Genomic DNA, 21328 nt, shown 5'->3' on the forward strand with positions numbered 1-21328 from the left:
GGCCCGGTCTTCCGGGCGCCGCTCAGCGCCGGTCGAGCCCCACGATGCGGTCGAGCAGCGCCCGGTCGAGGCTCTCCTCGACCGCCGTGGCGAGCCGGTCGTACTCTTCGTGCCGGCTCGGTATCGCCGGCTCGCTCGCGGCCCTGGGGAGCCCCCTCCGCTCGCGCAACGCCGCGAGGAGCGACCGCCGGAGTCCGTCGTTCTCGAAGATCCCGTGGATCATCGTGCCGACCACGGCGCCGTCCGCTGACACGGCCCCGTCGAGCGCCGACTCGGCCTTGCCGCCCCTCGACCCGATCGCGAACGCCGCGGTCGCGCCGCCCACCCGCTCCACACGGCCCATGTGGATCTCGTAGCCGGTCAGCTCTCCCGCGCCCTCGCTCTCGGCCTCTCCCGCGCTCGCCCCGCCCGCCGCCCCCAGGAACGAGCCGCCCGCGAGCCGCGCCCGCACCTGCGCCACCGTCTTGGTCCGCTCGAACCGCGTCCACACCTCGAGCAGCCCCAGCCCCCGCGCCGAGGGCTCGGCCGACTCGACGCCTTCCGGATCCTCGATCGCCCCGCCGAGCATCTGGCAGCCGCCGCAGATCCCGAGCGTCGAGCCGCCCTGCCGGGCGCGCGCCGCGACCGCCTCCGCGAGGCCGCTCGCGCGCAGCCACGCGAGATCGGCCATCGTGCTCTTCGTCCCGGGGAGCACCACGAGGTCTGCATTGCCGATCTCGTCCGGCCGCTCGATGAACCGCACCACCACGCCGGGCTCGTGCTCCAGCGGCTCCACGTCGTCGTAATTCGATATCCGCGGCAGCCGGACCACCGCGATGTCGAGCTCTCCCGGGCCCGCCGGCGCCCGGTGCCGCCGGCCCTCCAGCGACACCGAGTCCTCGTCCGCGATGCGCAGCTGCTTCAGATAAGGCACCACGCCGAGCACCGGGACGTTCGTCCGCGCCGTCAGCATGTCGAGCCCCGGCTCCAGCAGCTTGAGGTCGCCGCGGAACTTGTTGATCACGAACGCGGCCACGCGCGCGCGCTCGTCGGGCTCGAGCAGCGCCATCGTCCCGACCAGCGCCGCGAACACGCCGCCTCGGTCGATGTCGCCGGCGAGGAGCACCGGCGCGTCGGCGACGCGCGCGACGTGCATGTTCACGATGTCGCGGTCCTTCAGGTTGATCTCCGCGGGGCTGCCCGCCCCCTCGATCACCACGACGTCGTGCGCCTCGCGCAGCCGCCCGAGCGAGCGGGCGATGATGTCCTTGAGCTCTCCCCGGTACGCGAAGTAGTCGCGCGCGTGCAGGCTGCCGATCGGCTTGCCGAGCACGATCACCTGAGAGCGGGAGTCCCCCTCGGGCTTGAGCAGCACCGGGTTCATGTCGACCGTCGGCGCGACGCGCGCCGCCTCGGCCTGCACCGCCTGCGCGCGGCCGATCTCGCCCCCGTCCAGGGTCGCGAACGAGTTCAGCGCCATGTTCTGCGACTTGAACGGCGCGACCCGGAGGCCCCGCCGCTGGAACATGCGGCAGAGCGCCGTGCAGAGGAGGCTCTTGCCGACCGAGGACGCCGTGCCCTGAACCATCACCGTGAGCGCCGTCATCGGAAGAGCTCCTGTCCAAAGGAAGCCGCCGCCAGGAGGGCCGCCGCGAGCCCGGCGAAGAGCAGCGCCGCGAGCACCACGATCCGGCAGGCCTCGTCGATGAGCCCCCGCCGGAGCGGCTCCACGGGGTCGCCGAGGCGGTAGTGGCCGCGCTTCTCGAGCTCGACCCGGAGCAGCCCGGCCATCGCCGCCATGGGCCGGCCGGCGTTCGGGCTCTCGGTGAGGCCGCCGTCGCGCAGGAGCACGGCGAGGCCGCGCCGCGCGTCGGCGCCGCGGAGCCACCCAGCGGCGAGCAGGAGGAGCGCGGTGAGCCGCGCCGGCACGAAGTTCAGCGCGTCGTCGAGCCGCGCCGACGCCTTGCCCAGGTACTCGTAGCGGCCGTGGTAGCCGATCATCGCGTCGAGCGTGTTCACCGCGCGGTAGAAGAGCGCGCCCGGGAGCCCGAAGAGGGCGAAATAGAAGAGCGGCGCGACGAAGCTGTCCGACGCGTTCTCCGCGACCGACTCGACCGACGCGGCGACGAGCGCGGGCTCGTCGAGCTCCGACGGGTCGCGGCTGCAGAGGCTGCGCAGCGCGCCGCGGGCCGCGGGGAGATCGCCCGCTTCGAGGGCGTCGCGCACGCCGAAGGCCGCGTCGCGGAGCGCGCGGAGCGCGAAGGTGGGCTTCAGCAAGAGACCTGACAAAGCGAGCGCGAGGACGGGGTGCGGGGCGAGCAGGGCCGCGACGCCGGCGCCCAGCGCCGCGAAGAGGCAGGGGACGGCGAGGGCCATGAGCGCGCCCCAGAGGAGCTCTGCGGCGCGGCTGCGTGTGGGCGCGGCGCGCTTCAAGGCCTGGATCGCGGAGCCCATCCACACGACGGGGTGGATGGCGGCGGGGGGCTCGCCGCAGGCGAGGTCGAACGCGACCGCGACGATCAGCGCGGCGGCGGCCGTCATCGCTCGTCCTCGCCGCCGCCGACGAGCGCGACCGGGCCGGGGCGCAGGCGCAGGATCGCGCCCATCGCCGCCATGTAGAGCTCGCTGGCCGAGCGGCCGAGCCGCTGGTGCGCGCGCCCCGCGAGGTCGCGGAACGCCCGGCCGAGCCGGCTCTCCGGGACCACGCCCATGCCGACCTCGTTCGAGACGAGGACGACGTGCGGCGTCGCCGACTCGACCGCTGCGGCGAGCGCCTCGATGCGCTCCTCGATGGGCCCGAGCGCGCGGCCCTCGGTCTCGTCGCGGAGCAGCAGGTTCGAGAGCCAGAGCGTGAGGCAGTCGACGACGACGACATCGACGCCGGAGAGCGCGGCGATGCGCTCGGGGAGCGCGATCGGCTCTTCCACGGTGAGGAACGCGCCGCCTCGCTCGCGGACGTGCGCGTCGATGCGCGCCCGCATCTCGTCGTCGAACGGCTCGGCCGTCGCGATGAAGGCGCGGCGCTCGCCGAGCGAGCGCGCGAGGGAGAGCGCGAACGCGCTCTTGCCGGAGCGCACGCCGCCGCCGATGAGCGCGACCCGGCGCGGCGCCGTGCCCGGGCCGGTCATCGCGCGCGCTCCTGCCGGTGCGCGGCGGCGCTCGCGACGAGCCCCTCGGGGACGAGCGGGTTCGAGGCCCAGTGCGCGTGCACGTACGAGGCAAGGACGCTCCCTGCCCGGTACCCCTCGCGCGAGACCTGGCCGCCGCGCCGGCGCCGCACGGAGTAGGCGTGCTCGATCGGCAAGGGCGCTTGCTCGGGCGGCGACGGCGCCTGTGCGGGCGGCGGCTCGGTCGGCGGCGCCGCGCGCTGCGACGGGCGGAGCTCGGAATAGCGGAACTGGTGCCCGCGGAAGCGGAGCCCGGCGCCGCCCAGGATCGTGCGCGCCTGCGTCTCGACCTCCACGTACCCGAGCGCCTGCAGCTTCTCGCACATCACGGCCTCCGCGGGCACGAGCCCGACCATGGGGTGCGCGCGCCCGTCCAGCGTGCGGATCGCCTCGGTCAGGTACATGAGCCCGCCGCACTCGGCGTAGATCGGGCCCCCACGGGCGGCGAACGCGCGGATCTCGTCGCGAAGCGCGGCGTTTGCGGCCAGGCGCTCCGCGTGCACCTCGGGGTAACCGCCCCCGAGGTAGAGCGCGTCGACGTCGGGCAAGCGCGCGTCGCGGATCGGCGAGAACCGCACGAGCTCGGCCCCGGCGGCCTCGAGGCGTCGCAGGTTGTCCGCGTAGTAGAAGTGGAAGGCCTCGTCGAACGCCACGCCGATGCGCGCCCGGCCGCGCTGCGCGCCGGCGGCGGCAGAGGGCGTCGCGGCCGCGTCGGCCGCCGGCAAGGGCGGCGCGCCGCGCGCGATCTCGAGCAGCGCATCGAGCCCGATCCACGCCTCGGCCTGGGCGCCCCAGTGGTCGAGGCGCTCCTCGGGGAGCGCGGCTTCGTCGGCCGTGCGCAGGCCGAGGTGGCGCTCGGGGAAGCGCTGCGCCTCGTCCCGCGGCAGGCCGCCGAGGACCGGCAGCGACCGGTTCACCTGCGCCTGCGCCTGCCGGAGGATGTCGAGGTGGCCGCGGCTGCCGACCTGGTTGCACACGACAGCGGCGACGCGCAGCGCCGGATCGAAGCCCGCGAAGCCCTGGACGAGCGCCGCGACGCTGCGGGCCATCCCGGACGCGTCGACCACGAGCGCGACCGGCGCCTCGAGCCACTTCGCGATCTCGGCGGTCGAGCCCTCCTCCCCTGTCGGGCTCGCCCCGTCGAACAGCCCCATCACGCCCTCGATCAGCGCGACGTCGGCGCCGGCGGCCTCCGCCGCGAACGTCGACAGGACCGCGTCCCGGCCCATCATCCAGCCGTCGAGGTTGTGCGACGTCCCGGCCACGGCGCGGGCGTGGTACGTCGGATCCAGGTAGTCGGGGCCGCACTTGAACAGCGCGACCTTGAGGCCGCGGGTGCGGAGCGCGCGCGCGATCGCCACCGTGGCGGTCGTCTTGCCGACGCCGCTCGCCGTGCCGGCGACGACGAGCCGGGGGATGGCCCGGGACATCAGAAATCGACTCCGATCTGGGCCTTTTGCCCCTGCTCGAACGGGTGCTTCACCGATTTCATCTCCGTCACCAGGTCGGCGAGCGCGAGGAGCGCGTCGGGCGCGTTCCTGCCGGTGATCACGACGTGCACGTGCGGGGGCCTCGCGCGCAGCGCCGCGAGCAGCTCGTCCTCGGCGATGAAGCCGTAATGGAGCGCATACGTGATCTCATCGAGCACCACGATGTCCTGCTCGCCGCCCGCGATGAGCGCCGCGGCCTCCTGGAAGGCCGCGCGCGCCGCCGCCTTGTCGCGCGAGAGGTCGTCGCTCTCCCAGGTGAAGCCGCGCCCCATGACGAGGAAGGTCAGGTTGGGGAGCGTCTCGGCGAACAGCCGCTCTCCGGTCTTCCACTTCCCCTTGATGAACTGCACGACCGCGACGCGCATGCCCCGGCCCAGCGCGCGGAACACCATCCCGAGCGCGGCCGTCGTCTTGCCCTTGCCGTGGCCCGTATAGACGATGACGAGCCCTCGTCGACCGGCGGTCGCCGCGGTGGCCGTCGTGCCCGTCCCGGCGCTCTCGTCCGCGCTCACGAGCCCTCCTCGGTCGTGCCAGGGACGAGGAGCTTCTTCTCGGCCTTGCGGAAGCGGTGGCTGAACTCCGGATCATAGAGCCGCGAGTCGGCGAAATCCGTGGAGGTGAGCACCCGGCCGACCAGGATCATCGACTGGGTCTTGATGCCCTCGGCCCGCACCTTCTCGCGGATGTCGGCGAGCGTGCCTCTCACGATCTTCTGATCGGGGCAGCTCGCCTTGTGCACGACAGCGACGGGGCAATCGGCGCCGTAGGCCGGGATGAGCGCCGCGGTCACGTCCTTGAGCAGGGTGATGCTCAGGAACAGGCACAGGGTCGCCTGGTGGCGGGCGAGCTCCTCGAGCCGCTCGGCGGGCGGCACCGGCGTGCGCCCCTCGGCGCGCGTCAGGATGACGGTCTGCGAGAGCTCGGGCAGCGTGAGCTCGCGCCCGAGCGCCGCGGCCGCCGCGGTGAAGGACGAGACGCCGGGGATAATTTCGTACGGGATCCCGAGCGCATCCATCCGGCGCATCTGCTCGGCCGTCGACCCGAAGAGGACGGGATCGCCTGTGTGGACGCGCGCCACGTCGTGCCCTGCGTCCCTGGCCTCGACGAAGACCTCCTCGATCTGGTCGAGGGTCATGCCGGAGGAGTCGATGACCCGGGCGTCCGGCCGCGCGGAGGCCACGATCTCCTTGGGGACGAGCGAGCCCGTGTACATGACGACCGGGCAGCGAGCGACGAGCTCGGCGCCGCGCACCGTGATGAGCCCGGGATCGCCCGGGCCCGCGCCGATGATGTAGACGCGCATGGGGGTTCTTTCCTTGCTTCGTGCCGGCGATCCCGGAAGGGACCGCGGGGCGCGCGAAGCTAGAGCGATCGCGAGGCGGGCGCCAGGGGGTGGGGCCGAGCCTCCGAGGCGGAGCCTCGAGGAAACTGACCGGAGCCTGGTCGGCGCTTGCCAACTCCGCGAAAGATGGTGCTCTGGAGCGTGCAGAAAGGCTCCGCGGGTTGCCGAAAGCTCGTGGTGACGTTGGGCGGGCGAAGGCTTACGCTAGCCGACGGGGCAACCGAAGAGGCTTTGCGTACGCAGACCGAGGCCGGATCGGCGCGCGAAGGACCTCGGGTAAGGCGGACGCGATGCTTGACGCCATGGCGTTGGTGGGCGAAGCTCGACCGCCGGTCGCCCGAGCCCTTTGCGGCGTTAAGGAACGCTAGGGGCGAGTTCCGGGGGGAGCTCACAGCGTATCCCTACGCCTCGTCAGTCTTTGCTCAAGAGCAGGCACCGTGTCGAATTCGGCGTGGGTAACGAAGAGGCCTGCACTCATGAGTGCATCATTGCTACCGATCAATCAGCAGCTTCATGATCACGATACGTGGGACGAAGAGGCGATCCAGAAGCGTGGAAAGGACCTCCTCAATAAGGCGCTCAAGCTTTGGTTCGGAAGAAGCTTGTAAACTGCGCCGCGCCGCCCAACAAACGGCGGGTGCTGACGCTGCCGCCGAGCCTCGCTCCACTCGACGCATCGCGGCGCCACGCGCCGCGTCCACCCCTTCCGCCGCTGCGCTTCAGCGGGGCCTCGGCCCACCGCCCGGTCCCGCGCATGCGTGGGCGCAGCCATCGAAGAGAGGGGCAGCGCCTGGCGGGTTGTCAGGTGGGCTGGACCGGGTACCATGAGCCGCATGGCGTCCTACATTTCCGCAGCTGAGGCCACGCAGACGTTTCCGGACGTACTCGAGCGCGTCCGTTTGCATGGGGACGTGTTTGTCGTCGAGTGCGAAGGTGAACCGATCTGCCGGATCGAACCCATCGTTCCCGCGCGGCGCACGGTCCGAGACCTCGTTCGACTGCTGCAAACCGCGCCGCGCCCGGACGATGGTTACTTCGACGCCGTCGAGGAGGTCGCACAGAACCAGCCGATGCTGCCGGAGACCCCGTGGGAGCGCTGATCGACTCCAGCGTGCTCATCGCGGCCGAGCGTGGGAAGCTGGACCTCGAGCGCGTGCTTCGTGACCACGGGGACGAACCGGTGGCCATCGCGACGATCACCGCATCGGAGCTCTTGCACGGCGTTCACCGAGCGGTGGAAGCTTCGCAACGCGCCCGGCGAGAGGCGTTCGTCGAGCGGCTGCTCGCCGACCTGTCTTTGATTCCGTTCGATCTCGTGGTTGCACGCGTGCACGCTCGCCTTTCTGCTGAACTCGCGGCGAAGGGCTCACCTGTCGGTGCGCACGACCTTTTGATTGCGGCGACGGCGCTCGCAGTCGGGTATGATGTGGCAACCCGAGACGACCGCAGCTTCCCACGAATACCGGGACTGAGGGTACTCCACTGGTGAGCGCCCTGCACCCCCGCCAATGAATCCAGTGCTCTCGTCGCTTACGAGAGACCACTACTTGGGTGCGCTTCGTGCGCTGGCGATCCCGGAAGGCACCGCGGGCGCGTGAAACGAGAGCGGTCCTGAAGCGGACGCCAGCGTTCATGGTGGAGCCTGTGCGCTCGGTGCGGAGGCCCGAGAGACACATCGCAGGCCCGCGGAGATGAACCTGCGGTGTGTGCCGGAAGGCTCCCGTCTTCTCGCTGGGACGTGCTGGTCCGGGGCCTTGCTCAGGGCATGCGCCTTGTGATGCGATGGCAGGTCGCACCCCTCTTGAAGGAAAGGCCATGGACCAACAGAACGGAAGGTCGCAGCCCTCGACGCCAATCCTGTGCGCGGCAGCCCTCTTCGAGCCGACGCTCCCGGCCGCGTGGGGACCCACGCTCGATCTGCTCGCCGACATCGAGGAGCTGCAAGACGCGACGAAGGGCACCCGCGAGGAGCGCGAGGCGAGGGGGCGCGATCTTCACGATCGGCTGATGCGCGGCATCGACGCCCTGAGCGAGCCGACCCCGGACGAGTTCCACGCGGCGAGCGCGTCGTTCCGGGCCTGGTTCACCGAGGCGGTGCTGCTCTGGCTCCGGTTCGCCGGCAGCAGCTCCGCGCCGCTCATCGATACGGTCGCGTCGCGCCCGCTCCTCGATTTCCCGCTCGATTTACCGGCGGGCAGCGAGGGGATCCCGCGCGTCCGGCGGGCGCTGCGAGAGGCGCTCGGGTGGGACGAGGCGGAGCTCGCGCAGGTCGAGGCCGCGATGGATCATATGACCTCCAACCTCGCGGTGAAGCACAGCATCACGAAGGCGATCGCCTCGGAGCTCGCCGCGAAGGGGGGCCCGTCGCCCGCCGCGTGCGCCGAGCTCATGAGCGCGATCTACGGCCCGTTGCCGTGGCGCCCGGGTGACGTGGATCTGCTCATGACGTCGACCGCGATCTTCCTGTGCATCCGCGCGTCGGCGCCGGCGGCCGGCTCGCCCGGAGCGGGGGGCTCCAGCGAGGCGCCGCGGCTCGAGGTGCCCGGCTGGGACGAGCGCCCGGAGGAGGAGCGGCGCGCCATCTCCGCCTTCATCGCCCGATGCGACGACACGAACACCGCGGCGACGGCGCGGTTTCCCGCGTTCGGCTACTTCGACCGCGCGGCCATCGATCCGGCGCTCGCGCGCACCCTCGCGGACGCGGCCTCGGTCCCGACGGAGGTCATCACACAGACCCTCGCTACCATGGTGATGGTCCTCCGGACGCCGGAGGTCGAAGACTACGTGGTTCATGACGCCTGGGGCCATGCGTGGCAGGAGGCGCTGGCCGAGTTCGAGTGGGAGTACGCGGTGCTGCCGCGGCTCGAGGAGCCCCTCGCGCTCGACACCGTCTTTCCCGGCGCGGTTGGCCCCGGCATCGCCTCGGCCTTCATCGAGCGCGGGGGCCGCACCGAGCTCGACGAGGCGGCGCTGCTCCGCTTCGCCGAAGCCGACATCAGGGCGCGACTCCAGGTGGCCGCGAGCAACGGCATCGCCGAGATGCTCGCCGATTTCATGGAGAGCAAGTACGCGTGGCACAGGCCCACCCTGAAGCTCCCGGATGCGTCGCTCCTCCCCATCACAGGGCTCAAGCTCGACCTGACGGTGGGTGACGTTCGCCGCCAGGTCGCCCGCTGGTCGAAGCCGTACCGCGCGCTGGCCGAGGACGAGGGGGCGCGCGCCCGCCTCGTCGACGCGCTCTCGCCGCGCGTTCCGGCTGCGGGGCTCAAGGAGGCGGTGGAGCAGGCGGGCGCGCTGCTGTGGCGCGAGTTCGCGACGGCGTTCGACGACACGCTGCGGCCGGTGGCTGCCAAGGGCGGAGGGATCCGCGCGAGCGCATGCCGCCGGATGGTGCTCCAGCTCGCGCAGGTCGCCGCGGTGCTCGAGCAGACGCTCGCCGCGTCGTGCGCGGGCGGGCCGCGGAGCGGGTCGCGGAGCGGGCCGCAGACGGAGCTCGCCTGGCGCGACCCGGCGTTGTGCGTGGACCTGCTCCTGGTGACGATCGCCCGGTTCTACGAGCACGAGCGGCAGAGGAACTTCTGGCACCTCGACCAGATCCTCTCGACCGGGTTCGTGGACGCCTGCGGCCGGCTCCGGGCCGCCATGGCGAACCCCGAGTCGCCCTGAGTCGTTCTCCGGAGATGGCGTATACTCCCGCCGATGTCCGGCGCCCAGCGCGACGTATTTCGGCTCTGCGGGACCACGATCGACGGCAAATACCGTGTCCTCTCCGCCGTCGGCGCCGGGGGGTTCGGCGTCGTCTATCGCGGCGTGCACGAGGGGTTCGACGCGCCCGTCGCCATCAAGTGCCTCAAGCTGCCCGACGAGCTCTCGCCCGAGGCGCAGCAGGATTTCATCCGACGGCTGCGCGACGAGGGGCGGCTCCTGCTCCAGCTCTCGCGCCTCTCGCCCGGCATCGTGCAGGCGCTCGACATCGGCGCCTTCACGGCCCAGGACGGCGCGCGCGTTCCCTATCTGGTGCTCGAGTGGCTGGACGGCGAGACGCTCGCCAGCCACCTCGAGCGCCTGCGCGCCGGAGGCGTCGGCACCCTGTCCCGCCGCGAGGCGATACTCCTGCTCGACCCCGCGGCGCGCGCCCTCGCGGTGGCGCACGAGCAGAACATCGCGCACCGCGACGTCAAGCCGGAGAACCTCTTCCTCGCCGACGCGGGGGGCGCGACGACGCTCAAGGTCCTCGATTTCGGCATCGCCAAGATCATCGGCGATCAGCGCTCGCGCACCGCGGCGCTCGCGAGCACCGCGCAGGGGCCGTCGGTGTTCACGCCCCGCTACGGCGCTCCGGAGCAGTTCGACAAACAGCGGGGCGCGACGGGGCCATGGACCGACGTCTTCGCGCTCGCGCTCGTCTTCGTGGAGCTCGTGACGGGCGCTCGGGCGCTGGCGGGGGAGGGGATCGTCGAGCTCTATTCGGTGGTCGTCGATCCTGCGCTGCGCCCCACGCTGCGGGCGCGCGGCGTCTCGGCGCCGGACGCGGTCGAGCGCGTGCTCTCGCGGGCGCTGAGCGTCTCTCCGCGTGACCGGTACCCCGACGCCGGCGCGTTCTGGCGCGCGCTGATCGCCGCCGAGGGGCTCGAGGACGAGCTGCCGAGCCTCCCGTCGCGCTCGCCGCCAGCGGCGCGAGAGGCGGAGACCTGGGTCGAGAGCGCGAACGCGCGGCGCGGTGGCGCGCGAGGCGCCGAGCACGTGAGCACGGCCGAGTGGCTCGGCTTCGAGCCGACCGTGCCGCACCGGAGCGACCCGGCGCCGCAGCGCCCCGGCGGCGCGCCGGCTGCGGCCGCGGCCGGCGGGGCGGAGCCTGCGCCGCCGCCGGACCCCAGGGCCGCCGCGTCGGGCGAGGCCGTGGTGGTGCGGACCGCACGCAACGAGCGCGCGCGCCCGGGCCGGCGCGGGCTCGTCGCGCTCGCGCTCGCAGCCTCGGCGGTGGCCGGCGCCGCGGTGGCGGTGCTCCGGCGCCCCCCGGAGCCGCCGCCACAGCCCAGCCGCGCGCCGATCGCTGCTCCGGAGCCGCCGCGCCCCGCCTCGAGCAACCCGGAGGCCGCGGCGCTCTACCAGGAGGCGCTGCAGGCCTACCGTGACGGCGCGCCGGACGTGGCCGCGCGCACGATGGAGCGCGCCGTGGAGCTGGATCGCAGCCTCGGCGCCGGCCACCTGCGCGTGGCGATCTGGACGTTTCGACAGAGGCCGGCCGTGGCGCGCGAGCACTTCCAGCTCGCGCTCCGGCACCGGGCCGCCCTCGGCGAGCGCGACATGGCGCTGCTCGACGCGGCCGAGCCGTACGTGCGCCAGCCCTCCGACGCCGTCGCATGGGAGCGGCGGCTCGACGCCGCGGCCGCGAGGTTCCCGGCCGATCCGGAGCTCCTCGTGTACCTGGGCGCGGCGAGGTTCGCGCAGCTCCGGTTCGACGCCGCCGTCGAGGCTTACGATCGCGCGCTCGCCCTGGACCGGGGCCACGTGCTCGCGTGGGGGCTCAAGGGAGAGTCGCTCGGGATGAAGGGGGATGTCGCGGCGGAGCTGGCCGCCTACCAGGCCTGCGCCGAGACGGCTCCCGGCGCGACGCTCTGCCTCGCGAACCGGGTGCGCCTCCTCCATCGCCAGGGCGATTGCCAGCAAGTGGAGGAGCACGCGCGCCGCTGGCTCTCGATCGATCCGAAGGCGGCGCCGGCGCACCGGCACCTGGCGCTGGCGCTCCACGCGCGGGGCGCGCCGCGCGAGAGCGTGCTCGTGGCCCTGGAGCAGGGTTGGGCGGCGGTCCCCGAGGGCGAGCGGAGGGCGAAGGAGCTGCTCGATCGGATCTCGCTCGCGGTCCTGGACGGCGATTTCGAGCTGGCGGTCGAGCACGCCCGCGCGTGGCAGCGCGAGGTCGCCGGCAGGAACGATCAGGACGCGCACGCGAGCCCGGCCCTCAAGCTGGCGGAGCTCTACCGTGAGATGGGTTTGCCGCGGGAGGCCGGGCGGGTGGCGGACGATTTCCTCCGCCGGATGAGCGCCTGGTCCGAGCCGGCGACCACGGCCGACTGGACCATCGCGTTCTTGCCCTACAGCCTCCGGGCAGCGTCGATGACGCAGGAGGCGTACGACGCGGCGCGCTCGGCGTGGGTGGAGCGGGTCCAGTCGAAGTGGCGCGCCGCAGCGCAGGAGATCAAGCCGGAGCACCGCTGGCTGCTCTGGACCGAGGCGTACGCCGCCGGCGTGGAGACCGCGGCCGACGCGGCGGAGGCGTTCAAGACGATGCCGCTCGACCAGCCGCTCCCGTCGGAGAGCGGCCGGTGGCTCCTGCTCGATCTGCGGATCGGCAAGGTGTACGCGCTCGCGGGGAAGGGGCAGGAGGCGATCGGGCCGCTGACGCGCGTGGCGCGCTCATGCGCGGCCCTGGCCGACCCGTTCTCGATCACGGAGGCGCGGCTCTACCTCGGCATGGCCCTCGAGGCGACAGGCGATCTGCGCGGCGCAGCGGCGGCGTACGAGGCTGTCCTCGAGCGCTGGGGCAAGGCGCGCCCGCGATCCATCTCCGCGGAGCAGGCGCGAGCGCGGCTCGGCGCGCTGCGGGCGCGGCGTTAGGGAGGGAGGTCTCTCGCGCAGCGCGCGCTCGTCCAGGGGCCGCGCACCGTTGGAGGGTCGGTGCCTCGGTGCGCGTTGCTCGCAGTGTACTCATCCGAGGCGAAGTAGCCGCCGCGGCGGGTGCGTTGATTATCGCCCTCCACGTCCGAGAGCTGGGCCTGGTCGTTCCAGGGAACGGTGTAGTTGCTGGCCCAGTCCAGCGCCCATTCCGAGACGTTGCCGCTGAGATCGAACTGTCCCCACCGTCCCCGTCCCAGCGGCAGCGAGCCGACCTCAAGGAGGCTGCTCAAGGTGCACGGCGCCGTGCAGGCGTACGACGCGTGGTCATGGGTGATCACATCGCCCCAGGGGAACTTCCGCTGCATGTTCCCTCCAACAGCTGCGTAGTTCCACTCGGCGTCGGTGGGCAGCCGCCCGCGGTCCCAGACGCAGAACGCGAACGCTTCGTACCAGGTGATGCAGTTGATCGGCAGCGCCTCGTTGGGTCCAGCCGCGGGGGTCCACGTCGCGGTCGAGCTGGTGCAGCTCAGCGCTGCCGAGAGCGAGGTGGCGTCCGGGCGGAGCGCCTCGTTCCATGCGGACTGCCATCCGCTCTCCGGGATCTTCGGGTGCGCTCCCGCTGCGGCGGCGGGCGGCGAGGTCCGCACGCCGTGCCCGCTCTCCATGAAGGCTCTGAATCGCCCCACGGTGATCTCGAACGTATCCAGATGGAAGCTGCTGACCGTCGCGGGGAACGCAGGGTTGTTGTTCCGGTTGAACGTGCCGCCCGGGACCTCACGGCTGTCACAGCAGCTGATGCCGGGAGGAGGCCCGCAGAGGGGGCCTGTCTCAGGCGGGCTGGTCGCACAGCTTGGGGCGGTTACGCCGCCGCCGGAGCCGCCGCTGCCGTCGCTGCCGCCGGCGCCACTGCTGCTGGTGCTATCGCCACCGCCGGAGCCGCTGCTGCTGGTGCTGCCGCCTGTGCCGCTGCCGCCTGTGCCGCCGTGACCGCCTGTGCCGTCCTGTCCGCCCGTGCCGCTTCCGCTGCTGCTGGTGCTGCTGCCGCCAGCACCGGACGCGTCGCCTCCGGCCACTCCGCCGCCGCTCCCCTGCTCGGGGCCGCCACTATGGCCACCCTGGCCGGATGCGGAGCCGCCTCCCGTGCCACCTCCGCCGTGCGCTCCGGGAGGCGTGTAGCTATCCCAGTCCGCGCCGAGGATCTGGGCACAGCCAGCAGCGAGCACCGCCGCGAGCCATCCCGCGGTCCACCGTGCTGCGCCACGCGCCTGAGCCATCGACACCAGGCTCCGATCTTCGCCCGGCATTTGTCAAGTCACCTTCCGAACCGGGCGGATAACCCAACTCGGGGTAGAGCGCCTTGAACCCGTATTGGACAATCGACCCGCCACTCCAGATCGCGCCGATGTCGCTTACCATCTTCGTCAGACATCGTTGATCGTGATGCGCGCGCCCGAGGCGACGTCGTTGCGTGTCACCACGGAGCCGTCGGGGAACGTCACGCGGATATCGACCGACGCCGCGGCCCCCATCCCGATGATCAGCGGGAGCTGGCTCTGCTGCCGGTTGCCCCACTGGCCGGCGCCCACGAGGTACGTCGCCACGCGATCGGCCCCGGTATAGCCGCCCGCGCGAAAGTCGCCGTCGCCGTCGAGGTCCACGTCGACGCGCGCGCCGATCGCGTCGCGATCTTCCCTCACGTTCGCGTCAGTCGCATTGCCGTCCCGATCGGTCAGCACGCGGACGACCGCGTAGCTCGGCGCGCGGCACGGCATGCCTGTCACGTCGCGGCGGTAGAGCGCCGTTTCTCCGAAGCTCGTGCTGAGGAGGTCGAGATCGCCGTCGCCGTCGACGTCCGCGAACGAGCCGACCTGCCGCGGGGTGACCCCGAGCGAGGCGTCCGCGGCCGTGAACCTGCCCGCGTCGTTGCGGTAGAGCGTATTGCCCGCGTACGCGTCGAGGTCGCCGTCCTGATCCCAGTCGGCCCACACGCTCGCGCTCATGAACGATCCGTCTCCGAGCCCGACGCTCTCCGCCATGGCGCCGGAGAACGGCGCGCCGGCGCCGGCATTGTAATAGAGCAGATCGTCCGCGTCCCCGTCGCGCACCGAGAGGAGATCGAGGTCGCCGTCGGCGTCGATATCGATCCAGGTCGCGCCGCCCCAGCGGGAGCTGGCCGTCGGCGCGTCCTCGAGCCCAGCCGACGTCGCGACGTCCGTCCAGCTCGGCGACGTGAAGCGGAAGAAGCGGTTGCCGTTTCCGGTCGAGCCGGTGGCCACGTAGAGGTCGAGATCGCCGTCGGCGTCTGGATCGGCCCACGCCGCGCTGTCGCCCTGGAGGAAGGTGCTGAAGCGCGCGTTGTCATCGGCGAACGGCAGGGCTCCGTCGTTTCGGAACATGGCGGACGTGCCGAACTCCGAGCCGAAGAACAGATCGAGGTCGTTGTCGCGATCATGATCGATCCACACCGCCGGACCGGGCGTCGTCATCGTGAGCTCGAGGTTGGCCGAGAGCGCGACGTTCATGAACGTGCCGCTGCCGTCGTTGCGATAGAGCCGGTTCGGGATCGTGCCGTAGAGGGTGTCGTTGGCGATGAAGATGTCCATGTCGCCGTCATTGTCGAAGTCGGCGGCGATCACCGGGTAGTGCTCGGAGGTGGTGCCGAGATCCCTGATGCCGCGCGCGGCGGCCTCCTGCGTGAACACGCCCGCGCCGTTGTTGATGTACAGGCCGCTGCCGCGCAGGAACACGTCGGGGTCGCCGTCGTTCTCGACGTCGAGCCACGCGACGACCGAGCTCCCCGTCACCGGCAGGCCCGAGGCGGCGGTCACGTCGGCGAAGCGGAGGCCACAGGTGACCGCGGGCCCATCGGCGCACACCCCCATCGTGCAGCCGCCGCACGCCCCGCTTGGGCACCCCGTGCACGCCGTGCCCTCCGGCGCGCGGTTCGCGACGCACTCGCCCGCGCCGTCGCACGTGTCGGCCGCGTCGCACTCGCCGGCCGCGGCCGCGCACTCGGTCCCCGCTCGTCGCGGCTCGGCGAAGCATTCGCCCTCGATGCACACGCCGCGCATGCAGCGGCCGTCGAGGTGGCCGCAGTCCACGCCGGCGCACAGCGGCCCGCCGCCGGCGCCCGCGTCGCCGCCGCCGTCGTTCCCCCCGCCGCCGTCGCTCCTGCCGCCGGTGCCCGCATCGCCGCCGCCGTCGTTCCTGCCCCCGCCCTGGGGCTCTTCGCCGGAGAACGTCCTCGACTTCGCCGAGCAACCCACCGCGAGCAACGCCGCCGCGAGGGCGAGGAAAGACCGTTTCACGTTCGACCTCCGATTGTCGCTCCCACGGGTGCCGCGGGAAAGCGATCCGGCCGAGACTACAGGCAGCGCAGGACGTTGTCGCGCACGAGCTGCCAGATGGGCTCAAAGAGGTGGCCCAGCCAGCGCGGGCTCGGCCAGCGCGTGTCGCGCTCGACGGGCGACATGGCGTCGTCAGAACGGGTCATCGTGGCCGTAGATGAGCCGCCACGGCCGCTCGCCCTGACGACGTCCGGGGTGCATTCGAGGGAGACGAGCCTTGAAGTCGCTCCTCGACACGCACGTCGCAATCTGGTTCGCCGCCGACCCCAACCGCTTACGGCGGGAGGTCGTCGATGCGGTCCAGGATCCCGGTGCGCAGATACTGATTTCGGTCGCATCGTGGTGGGAGCTTGCGATGAAGCACGCCATCGGACAGCTGGAAGGCAGACTCCCGCCGGAGCAGCTTCGGAGTTGGCGGCTTGGCTATCCAACGGTGCGGGAGCTGGCCATCGAAGCGGCGCACGTCTGGATGGCGACTTCGCGTGTCAGGGCGCGCCCGTCGCCCGCCCGCCTTGACGCCGCGTCGGTTCCTCCCGATCCTGGGCGAGAGGCCACGGTTATGACCCTACAGCACGACGCGCTCCCGAGGTCCGTCGGGCGGATCCGCGCGACACTCAATCGAGGGGGCTCGGTTTACGGCACGGGTTTCCTTGTGACGCCGACGCGCGTCCTCACATGTGCCCATTGCCTCCGAGGGCCAGCGGAGGAGAAGGCTGCGCAGGGGAGCATCTCCTTCACCCAGGCGCGAGACGCGTCGGAGGTCCCGTTCAAGGTCGTCTTCGAGCGCTTCGATCCCGACGTCGGCCTCGACATCGCGGTCCTCGAGCTTCCACGCGAGGTCGAAGGGACCGCATGTCTCCCGCTCTCGGGGGAGGATCTCGCCGAGCGCCCCGACTGGCGGAGCTTCGGCCACCCGCTCTCCATCGAGCGGGCGCCGCTCTGGCTGGGTGGCACGGTCGACGGGTCGATCGCCCGGCGCGCCGCTGGCACCGACGGCTGGCTGCTCTCGCTCCACGTCAACGGGGACCCGGCTCCGATCGAGGGTATGTCCGGCGCGCCCGTCCTCACCGAGCGAGGGGTCGTTGGCTTGGTCAGTCACCAGCTCTACAGGCGCGTCGTGCCGGACGGCGGCGGCAAGCCCTCGGTGAGCCCGGCGTTCGCGAAGGCGTTCGCGGTGCCGACCCGGCTCCTCCAGTCGATCCCCTCGTTCCTCCGCTCGATCGCGGGCTCGTCGCGCGTGTTCCTCGCCTACCGTCGCAAAGAGCCGGAGGCCACGTTCGTCGCGGAGCTCCAGCGCGCGCTCCAGGGCGCGGGGCACGAGGCATTCGTCGATCTCGACATCAAGGTCGGAGAGGACTGGGCCCGGCGCATCCAGACCACGCTGGAGCGGGCCGACGTGTTCGTCCCCGTCCTCACGTCCGAGGCGCTGGAGAGCCAGATGCTCCTGCAAGAGGTGCGCATCGCGTACGCCCGATGGCGGCAGACCGGACGACCGATCCTGCTCCCTGTGCGTGACCCGGCGCTGGAAGCGCTGCCCTTCGAGTTCGATACCTACCTCGGGCGGCTCCAGTACGCGCCATGGCGCGGCGAGCAGGACACGCCCAGCGCTGTCCGCGCCATCATGGCGGCGATTGGCCACCAGGCCGTCGAGCCCAGCGCCCCCCAGGCACCGGCCGCGCCTCCGTCGCTCCCGAAAGCCGACTTCCAGCGCATCCGGATGAGCGCGGGTGCCCTCCCGCCTGGCGATCTCTTCTATCTGGAGCGGCCCGTGGACGCCGACGCGTACGATCGCATGGGCTCGGAGACATTCGTGCTCACGATGTTGAGCCCGTCCGGCTTCGGTAAAACGAGCCTCGCCCTGCGCCTGCGTCAGCGCTGCGAGGACGAGGGGCGCCCGGTGCTGCTGATCAATTTTCGCTCGTTCGGACGGCTGCCGAAGGACGACGGAGAGAACCGCGGGTACGTGACGTTCCTGAACGACCTCGCGCGCGTCTTCTGCAAAGGGCTGAAGCTCCCGCTCCCGACGCAGCCGCTCGAGAGCCCGACGGATTTCGAGGAGGTCCTGATGATGGCCCTCGAGGACATGCCTCGGCTGGTCCTTATCCTGGACGGGGTGGACCGCGTGATCGAGCGCCCCTACGCCGAGGAGTTCTTCTCGTCGATCCGCTCCTGGATCGACGCCGTCCACCTGAGCTGCAGCTTCGTGCTGTGCATCGCGACCGAGCCGTCCGACCTCATGACGGACATCGCGCGGTCGCCGTTCAACATCGACAAGGGGCCGATCGAGCTCGATACGTTCGCGCCTGGTGACATCGCGATCGTCGCGGAGCGGGCGAGCTTCAGATTGGGCGCGGCCCAGGTCGATCTGCTCCATCAAGCCACGGGCGGGCACCCCGCCCTCACCCGCCAGGCCCTGGCCTACGTGCTCGCCCCCGGGAAAGGCAAGCCCTCGGCGCCGCCGACGCCGGCCGAAATCCGCGACCGCGTCGCCTTTCTTCACGAGCAGTGCGGCTCCTTGACTGGCCCCTTCTCCATGAGCCTCAAGGCCCTGCTGAGTCGAATCGGGAGCATCCCGCCGCAGCTCCCGGACCAACCGAAGCTCGTCTCCGTGATGCGCAAGATCGTCCACAACAGGACGCTCTCTCCGGCGGAAGCGAGAGCCGCCGCCGCGCTGGTGACGCTTGGGCTCGTGCGCGCCGAGGGCCGTCCAACGCCGCGCTTCGTCGCGTTGAACCTCGCCTACGCGCAGTTCTTCGGCGCCCTCACGTGAGCCCGCTGGACGACATCCGTCAGCTGCAACCCATCAAGGTCGGGGGGACGGTCCCCGACCTCGCGATCTACATCACGCGACCCGAGGACGAGGAGGTCCATGACCTCCTCGCGGCCGGTACGTATTGCAACATCCTCACGTCGCGCCAGATGGGGAAATCGAGCCTCGTCCACCGGGTCATGCAGCGCCTCCAGGCGGCGGGCATCCGGGTTGTGTCGGTCGACCTGAGCGCGCTCGGCGGAAACCAGCTGAAGGACGGGACAGCGTGGTACCGAGCTCTGCTCCTCAAGATGGCGCTGAGCATGGGCGCGAGCCGACCCTTCAAGGCGTGGTGGTCCGAGCGGCCGGCGGAGGAGGCCATGGGCGCTCGATTCCAGGCGTTCGTCGAGGCGTTCTTCCTGGCGGATCCGACATCGATCGTCGTTGTCTTCGACGAGGTCGACGTCACGCAAGGCCTCGGCTTCACAGACGACCTCTTCCTCACCATTCGCTCCCTCCACAACGAGCGCGCCTCGCGGCCGGAGCTCGACCGGCTGACCTTCTGCCTGGTCGGGGTCCTCACAGCGGACGAGCTCATCAAGCGCTCGACCAGCACGCCGTACAACGTGGGCAGCACCATCCGCCTGACCGATTTCTCGCGCGAGCGGTGCGACCTGACGCCGCTCGATGCCTACCTCGCCGGCCACGGGCTCCCGGGCGCGGCGGTCGTCGACGAGATCCTCGCCTGGACGTCGGGACAGCCGTTCCTCACGATCGCGCTGTGCGAGAAGGCCGCGCGGGCGCGCAGCGCCGACGTCGAGGCCTTCGCGCTCGCGGAGATCAACGACCCGACCACGTTCAAGGTCCACTTCAACCGGATCGAGCAGATCGTCCGGGAGCGCATCGCCGGATCCTCGCACGCGCGCTCGCGCTACCTCACCATGCTCAAGCGCAAGAGCGTGCCCGGTGTGCCCGAGCGCGACGAGGAAGCCCTGCTCCTCGCCGGCTTGGTCCACCGGAACGCCGATGGCAGCCTCCGCCTGCGCAATCGCATCTACGGGCTGCGGTTCGACGAGCGCTGGGTCCGGGAGATCCTGCCTGCGCCGCCCGTGCCGCGGTGGGTCTGGGCCCTGCTCGCCACGGTCGTCCTCGCGGGCGCCGGGGCGGGCGGGGTCATGTGGAAGCGCAACAGGGATCGAACGGAGCAGGAGGCGATCGAGGAGAAGGCGCGACGGGGCGCCAAGGTGATCCAGGAGGCCACGGACGACGACAATGTCTCGGCGATCTGGAGCAGCCTCCAGGCCTACGGGCTCGCCGGCGACGGCTCGCCCGCGCGCGAGGCGGCGCGCGCCTACTGGGAGCGACGCGGGAGAGAGCTCGACGAGCTCGCCGACCAGCTCGGCGCCGCGGCGTGCTCCGAGGAGGCGGCTGTTGTCCGGGCGTTCGCTGCCGCGCGCCGTGGGGCTGACCGTGCGCCCGCCGTGCCGGAGCCGGACATCGCAGCCACGCTCTGGCTCCCCGCGCGGCTCAACGAGGGCACCGAGGTGGATCGCTGCAAGGAGCGGCGCACGGAGGCCTGCGATCGGCTGGAGCTCTCGGATGGCACGCTGACGGCTTCGTGCTCGGGTAAGCTCGTCGTTTTTCGCCCGGACCGCGCGCCGATATCAATCGCCGGATCCGGGACCCGGCGCGTGCAGATCCGGCCTGAGGGGAGCTGGTCGATCGGCGCCGCGGACGATGCGCTGGTGATCAACCGACGGGAAGGCGCGGTGACGCTGCCGGTATGCCCTGCGCAGGGAGCGCGGGACGCGCGCCGGTCGACATACGTCATCAGCTTGGAGATCAAGCCGTCCGGCGATGGCGAGATGATCGCTTACGTCTGCTCCGACGGGACCTACGGGCGGCAGTCGATCGCCCGCCTCGACGCCTGGTTCGAGGGGCTGACCAAAGGAAACAAGTCGCCTCCGGTGGACGGAGGTTATGGCGCCCGCGCGGCGGCGTGGCTCGGCGACCAGCTGCTCATCGCCACGGCCGGCCGCGAGGGCCGCGTGAAGGTGAACGGCGGCCCGGGGCTCCGCCTCCCGTTCGTTCATGCGCTCGCGAGCTTCGCGGGGAATCCGCGCCTCGTCGCGTTCGGCACGGGGAGCTTCGTCGAACGAGAAACCGTGACCGTACCCATTCTCGGTGTGCTGGCGCGCTCGGGTGATCAGGTGGCCATCCAGCAGCAGTGGCCCCTGACCCTCTGCAACGCGCCGTCGTGCGTCGTTCGGGCGGTGGCGGGCGTCGACGAGGCTCATCTCGCGGGTCTGCTGGTCGACGCGGTCGTCGATGACCCGAGCCCATCTCGGGCCTGGCTGGTGCTCGTGCGGGAGGGCCAGCCCGACGTGACGCTCCTGGACGAGAGCCCGGCCGATGTGGCGGTCGGAGCCTGGCAGACGCAGGTCGTGGCCGCGGTCCCGCTCGTCGGGAGGATGAGGCTGCACGCGTGGGAGCGCTCGACCGATCGATCGTGGGAGGCGGCCCAGCGCCGCTTCGGCCTGACGATCCGCTACGGGAAGAGCGCGCGCATCGAGCGGTTCGACGAGGTGGGGCCTCAGCGCGTCCGGCGCTTCGAGGACGTGTTTCCGGAGCGATGA

At 71.7% G+C, this 21328-nt stretch carries 16 protein-coding genes; 7 read left to right on the forward strand and 9 right to left on the reverse strand.

The window, feature by feature from the left end:
- Positions 1-22 precede the first annotated feature (22 nt).
- The 6 genes from WME79_RS01165 to cobM are packed head-to-tail and all read right to left on the reverse strand — an operon-like array spanning position 23 to position 5939.
- Positions 23-1585, reverse strand: coding sequence for a cobyric acid synthase (locus WME79_RS01165; RefSeq protein ID WP_437531120.1), 1563 nt, complete (start codon positions 1583-1585; stop codon positions 23-25).
- The gene (cbiB, locus tag WME79_RS01170; RefSeq protein ID WP_437531122.1) at positions 1582-2520 is read right to left on the reverse strand and encodes an adenosylcobinamide-phosphate synthase CbiB; all 939 of its coding nucleotides are present in this window, start codon (positions 2518-2520) and stop codon (positions 1582-1584) included. Before cbiB ends, WME79_RS01165 begins: the two co-directional genes overlap by 4 nt.
- Positions 2517-3107: a bifunctional adenosylcobinamide kinase/adenosylcobinamide-phosphate guanylyltransferase gene (gene cobU / locus WME79_RS01175; protein WP_437531124.1), complete on the reverse strand. Its 591-nt coding sequence runs from the start codon at positions 3105-3107 to the stop codon at positions 2517-2519. Before cobU ends, cbiB begins: the two co-directional genes overlap by 4 nt.
- On the reverse strand, positions 3104-4576 hold the full coding sequence (locus WME79_RS01180; protein ID WP_437531126.1) for a cobyrinate a,c-diamide synthase: 1473 nt from the start codon (positions 4574-4576) through the stop codon (positions 3104-3106). The genes cobU and WME79_RS01180 overlap by 4 nt, the downstream gene beginning before the upstream one ends.
- Positions 4576-5148 (reverse strand): cob(I)yrinic acid a,c-diamide adenosyltransferase, encoded by a 573-nt coding sequence (cobO, locus tag WME79_RS01185; protein ID WP_437531128.1) that lies wholly within the window; start codon positions 5146-5148, stop codon positions 4576-4578. The genes WME79_RS01180 and cobO overlap by 1 nt, the downstream gene beginning before the upstream one ends.
- Positions 5145-5939 (reverse strand): precorrin-4 C(11)-methyltransferase, encoded by a 795-nt coding sequence (cobM, locus tag WME79_RS01190; protein ID WP_437531130.1) that lies wholly within the window; start codon positions 5937-5939, stop codon positions 5145-5147. The genes cobO and cobM overlap by 4 nt, the downstream gene beginning before the upstream one ends.
- A 476-nt stretch (positions 5940-6415) precedes the next feature.
- Here cobM and WME79_RS01195 point away from each other — a divergent pair, with 476 nt between their 5' ends.
- The 5 genes from WME79_RS01195 (at position 6416) to WME79_RS01215 (ending at position 12596) form a co-directional block, all read left to right on the forward strand.
- Complete coding sequence (locus WME79_RS01195) at positions 6416-6586, forward strand: GmrSD restriction endonuclease domain-containing protein (RefSeq protein WP_437531132.1); 171 nt, start codon at positions 6416-6418, stop codon at positions 6584-6586.
- 225 nt (positions 6587-6811) lie between these two features.
- Positions 6812-7078, forward strand: coding sequence for a hypothetical protein (locus WME79_RS01200; RefSeq protein WP_437531133.1), 267 nt, complete (start codon positions 6812-6814; stop codon positions 7076-7078).
- Entirely contained in the window at positions 7066-7467 is a 402-nt protein-coding gene (locus tag WME79_RS01205; RefSeq protein WP_437297291.1) for a type II toxin-antitoxin system VapC family toxin, read from the forward strand. The genes WME79_RS01200 and WME79_RS01205 overlap by 13 nt, the downstream gene beginning before the upstream one ends.
- A gap of 326 nt (positions 7468-7793) precedes the next feature.
- Positions 7794-9644, forward strand: coding sequence for a hypothetical protein (locus WME79_RS01210; RefSeq protein WP_437531135.1), 1851 nt, complete (start codon positions 7794-7796; stop codon positions 9642-9644).
- Between the two features lie 33 nt (positions 9645-9677).
- A complete protein-coding gene (locus WME79_RS01215; RefSeq protein WP_437531136.1) occupies positions 9678-12596 on the forward strand; it encodes a protein kinase domain-containing protein in 2919 nt (972 codons plus the stop codon).
- Here the strand turns inward: WME79_RS01215 and WME79_RS01220 are convergent.
- From WME79_RS01220 to WME79_RS01230, 3 genes are all read right to left on the reverse strand, one after another.
- A complete protein-coding gene (locus WME79_RS01220) occupies positions 12593-13870 on the reverse strand; it encodes a formylglycine-generating enzyme family protein (protein WP_437531138.1) in 1278 nt (425 codons plus the stop codon). The two genes, WME79_RS01215 and WME79_RS01220, sit on opposite strands and share 4 nt — an antisense overlap.
- 147 nt (positions 13871-14017) lie before the next feature.
- The gene (locus WME79_RS01225; RefSeq protein ID WP_437531140.1) at positions 14018-15904 is read right to left on the reverse strand and encodes an FG-GAP repeat domain-containing protein; all 1887 of its coding nucleotides are present in this window, start codon (positions 15902-15904) and stop codon (positions 14018-14020) included.
- Positions 15905-15960: 56 nt separating this feature from the next.
- Positions 15961-16089 (reverse strand): hypothetical protein, encoded by a 129-nt coding sequence (locus WME79_RS01230; RefSeq protein WP_437531142.1) that lies wholly within the window; start codon positions 16087-16089, stop codon positions 15961-15963.
- 413 nt (positions 16090-16502) lie between these two features.
- Between WME79_RS01230 and WME79_RS01235 the strand changes: the two genes are divergently transcribed.
- Together WME79_RS01235 and WME79_RS01240 are read left to right on the forward strand one after the other, a co-directional pair.
- Complete coding sequence (locus WME79_RS01235; RefSeq protein ID WP_437531144.1) at positions 16503-18713, forward strand: AAA-like domain-containing protein; 2211 nt, start codon at positions 16503-16505, stop codon at positions 18711-18713.
- Complete coding sequence (locus tag WME79_RS01240; protein ID WP_437531146.1) at positions 18710-21328, forward strand: AAA-like domain-containing protein; 2619 nt, start codon at positions 18710-18712, stop codon at positions 21326-21328. The genes WME79_RS01235 and WME79_RS01240 overlap by 4 nt, the downstream gene beginning before the upstream one ends.

Origin of the sequence: Sorangium sp. So ce726 (assembly GCF_051521405.1) — a bacterium.
Lineage (GTDB): Bacteria > Myxococcota_A > Polyangia > Polyangiales > Polyangiaceae > Sorangium.

Excerpts from the sequence above, each read along its gene's own strand:
- WME79_RS01165 (WP_437531120.1), bottom strand. The coding sequence starts at position 1,585 with ATGACGGCGCTCACGGTGATGGTTCAGGGCACGGCGTCCTCGGTCGGC.
- cbiB (WP_437531122.1), bottom strand. The coding sequence starts at position 2,520 with ATGACGGCCGCCGCCGCGCTGATCGTCGCGGTCGCGTTCGACCTCGCC.
- cobU (WP_437531124.1), bottom strand. The coding sequence starts at position 3,107 with ATGACCGGCCCGGGCACGGCGCCGCGCCGGGTCGCGCTCATCGGCGGC.
- WME79_RS01180 (WP_437531126.1), bottom strand. The coding sequence starts at position 4,576 with ATGTCCCGGGCCATCCCCCGGCTCGTCGTCGCCGGCACGGCGAGCGGC.
- cobM (WP_437531130.1), bottom strand. The coding sequence starts at position 5,939 with ATGCGCGTCTACATCATCGGCGCGGGCCCGGGCGATCCCGGGCTCATC.
- WME79_RS01200 (WP_437531133.1), top strand. The coding sequence starts at position 6,812 with ATGGCGTCCTACATTTCCGCAGCTGAGGCCACGCAGACGTTTCCGGAC.
- WME79_RS01210 (WP_437531135.1), top strand. The coding sequence starts at position 7,794 with ATGGACCAACAGAACGGAAGGTCGCAGCCCTCGACGCCAATCCTGTGC.
- WME79_RS01215 (WP_437531136.1), top strand. The coding sequence starts at position 9,678 with ATGTCCGGCGCCCAGCGCGACGTATTTCGGCTCTGCGGGACCACGATC.
- WME79_RS01220 (WP_437531138.1), bottom strand. The coding sequence starts at position 13,870 with ATGGCTCAGGCGCGTGGCGCAGCACGGTGGACCGCGGGATGGCTCGCG.
- WME79_RS01230 (WP_437531142.1), bottom strand. The coding sequence starts at position 16,089 with ATGACCCGTTCTGACGACGCCATGTCGCCCGTCGAGCGCGACACGCGC.
- WME79_RS01235 (WP_437531144.1), top strand. The coding sequence starts at position 16,503 with ATGACCCTACAGCACGACGCGCTCCCGAGGTCCGTCGGGCGGATCCGC.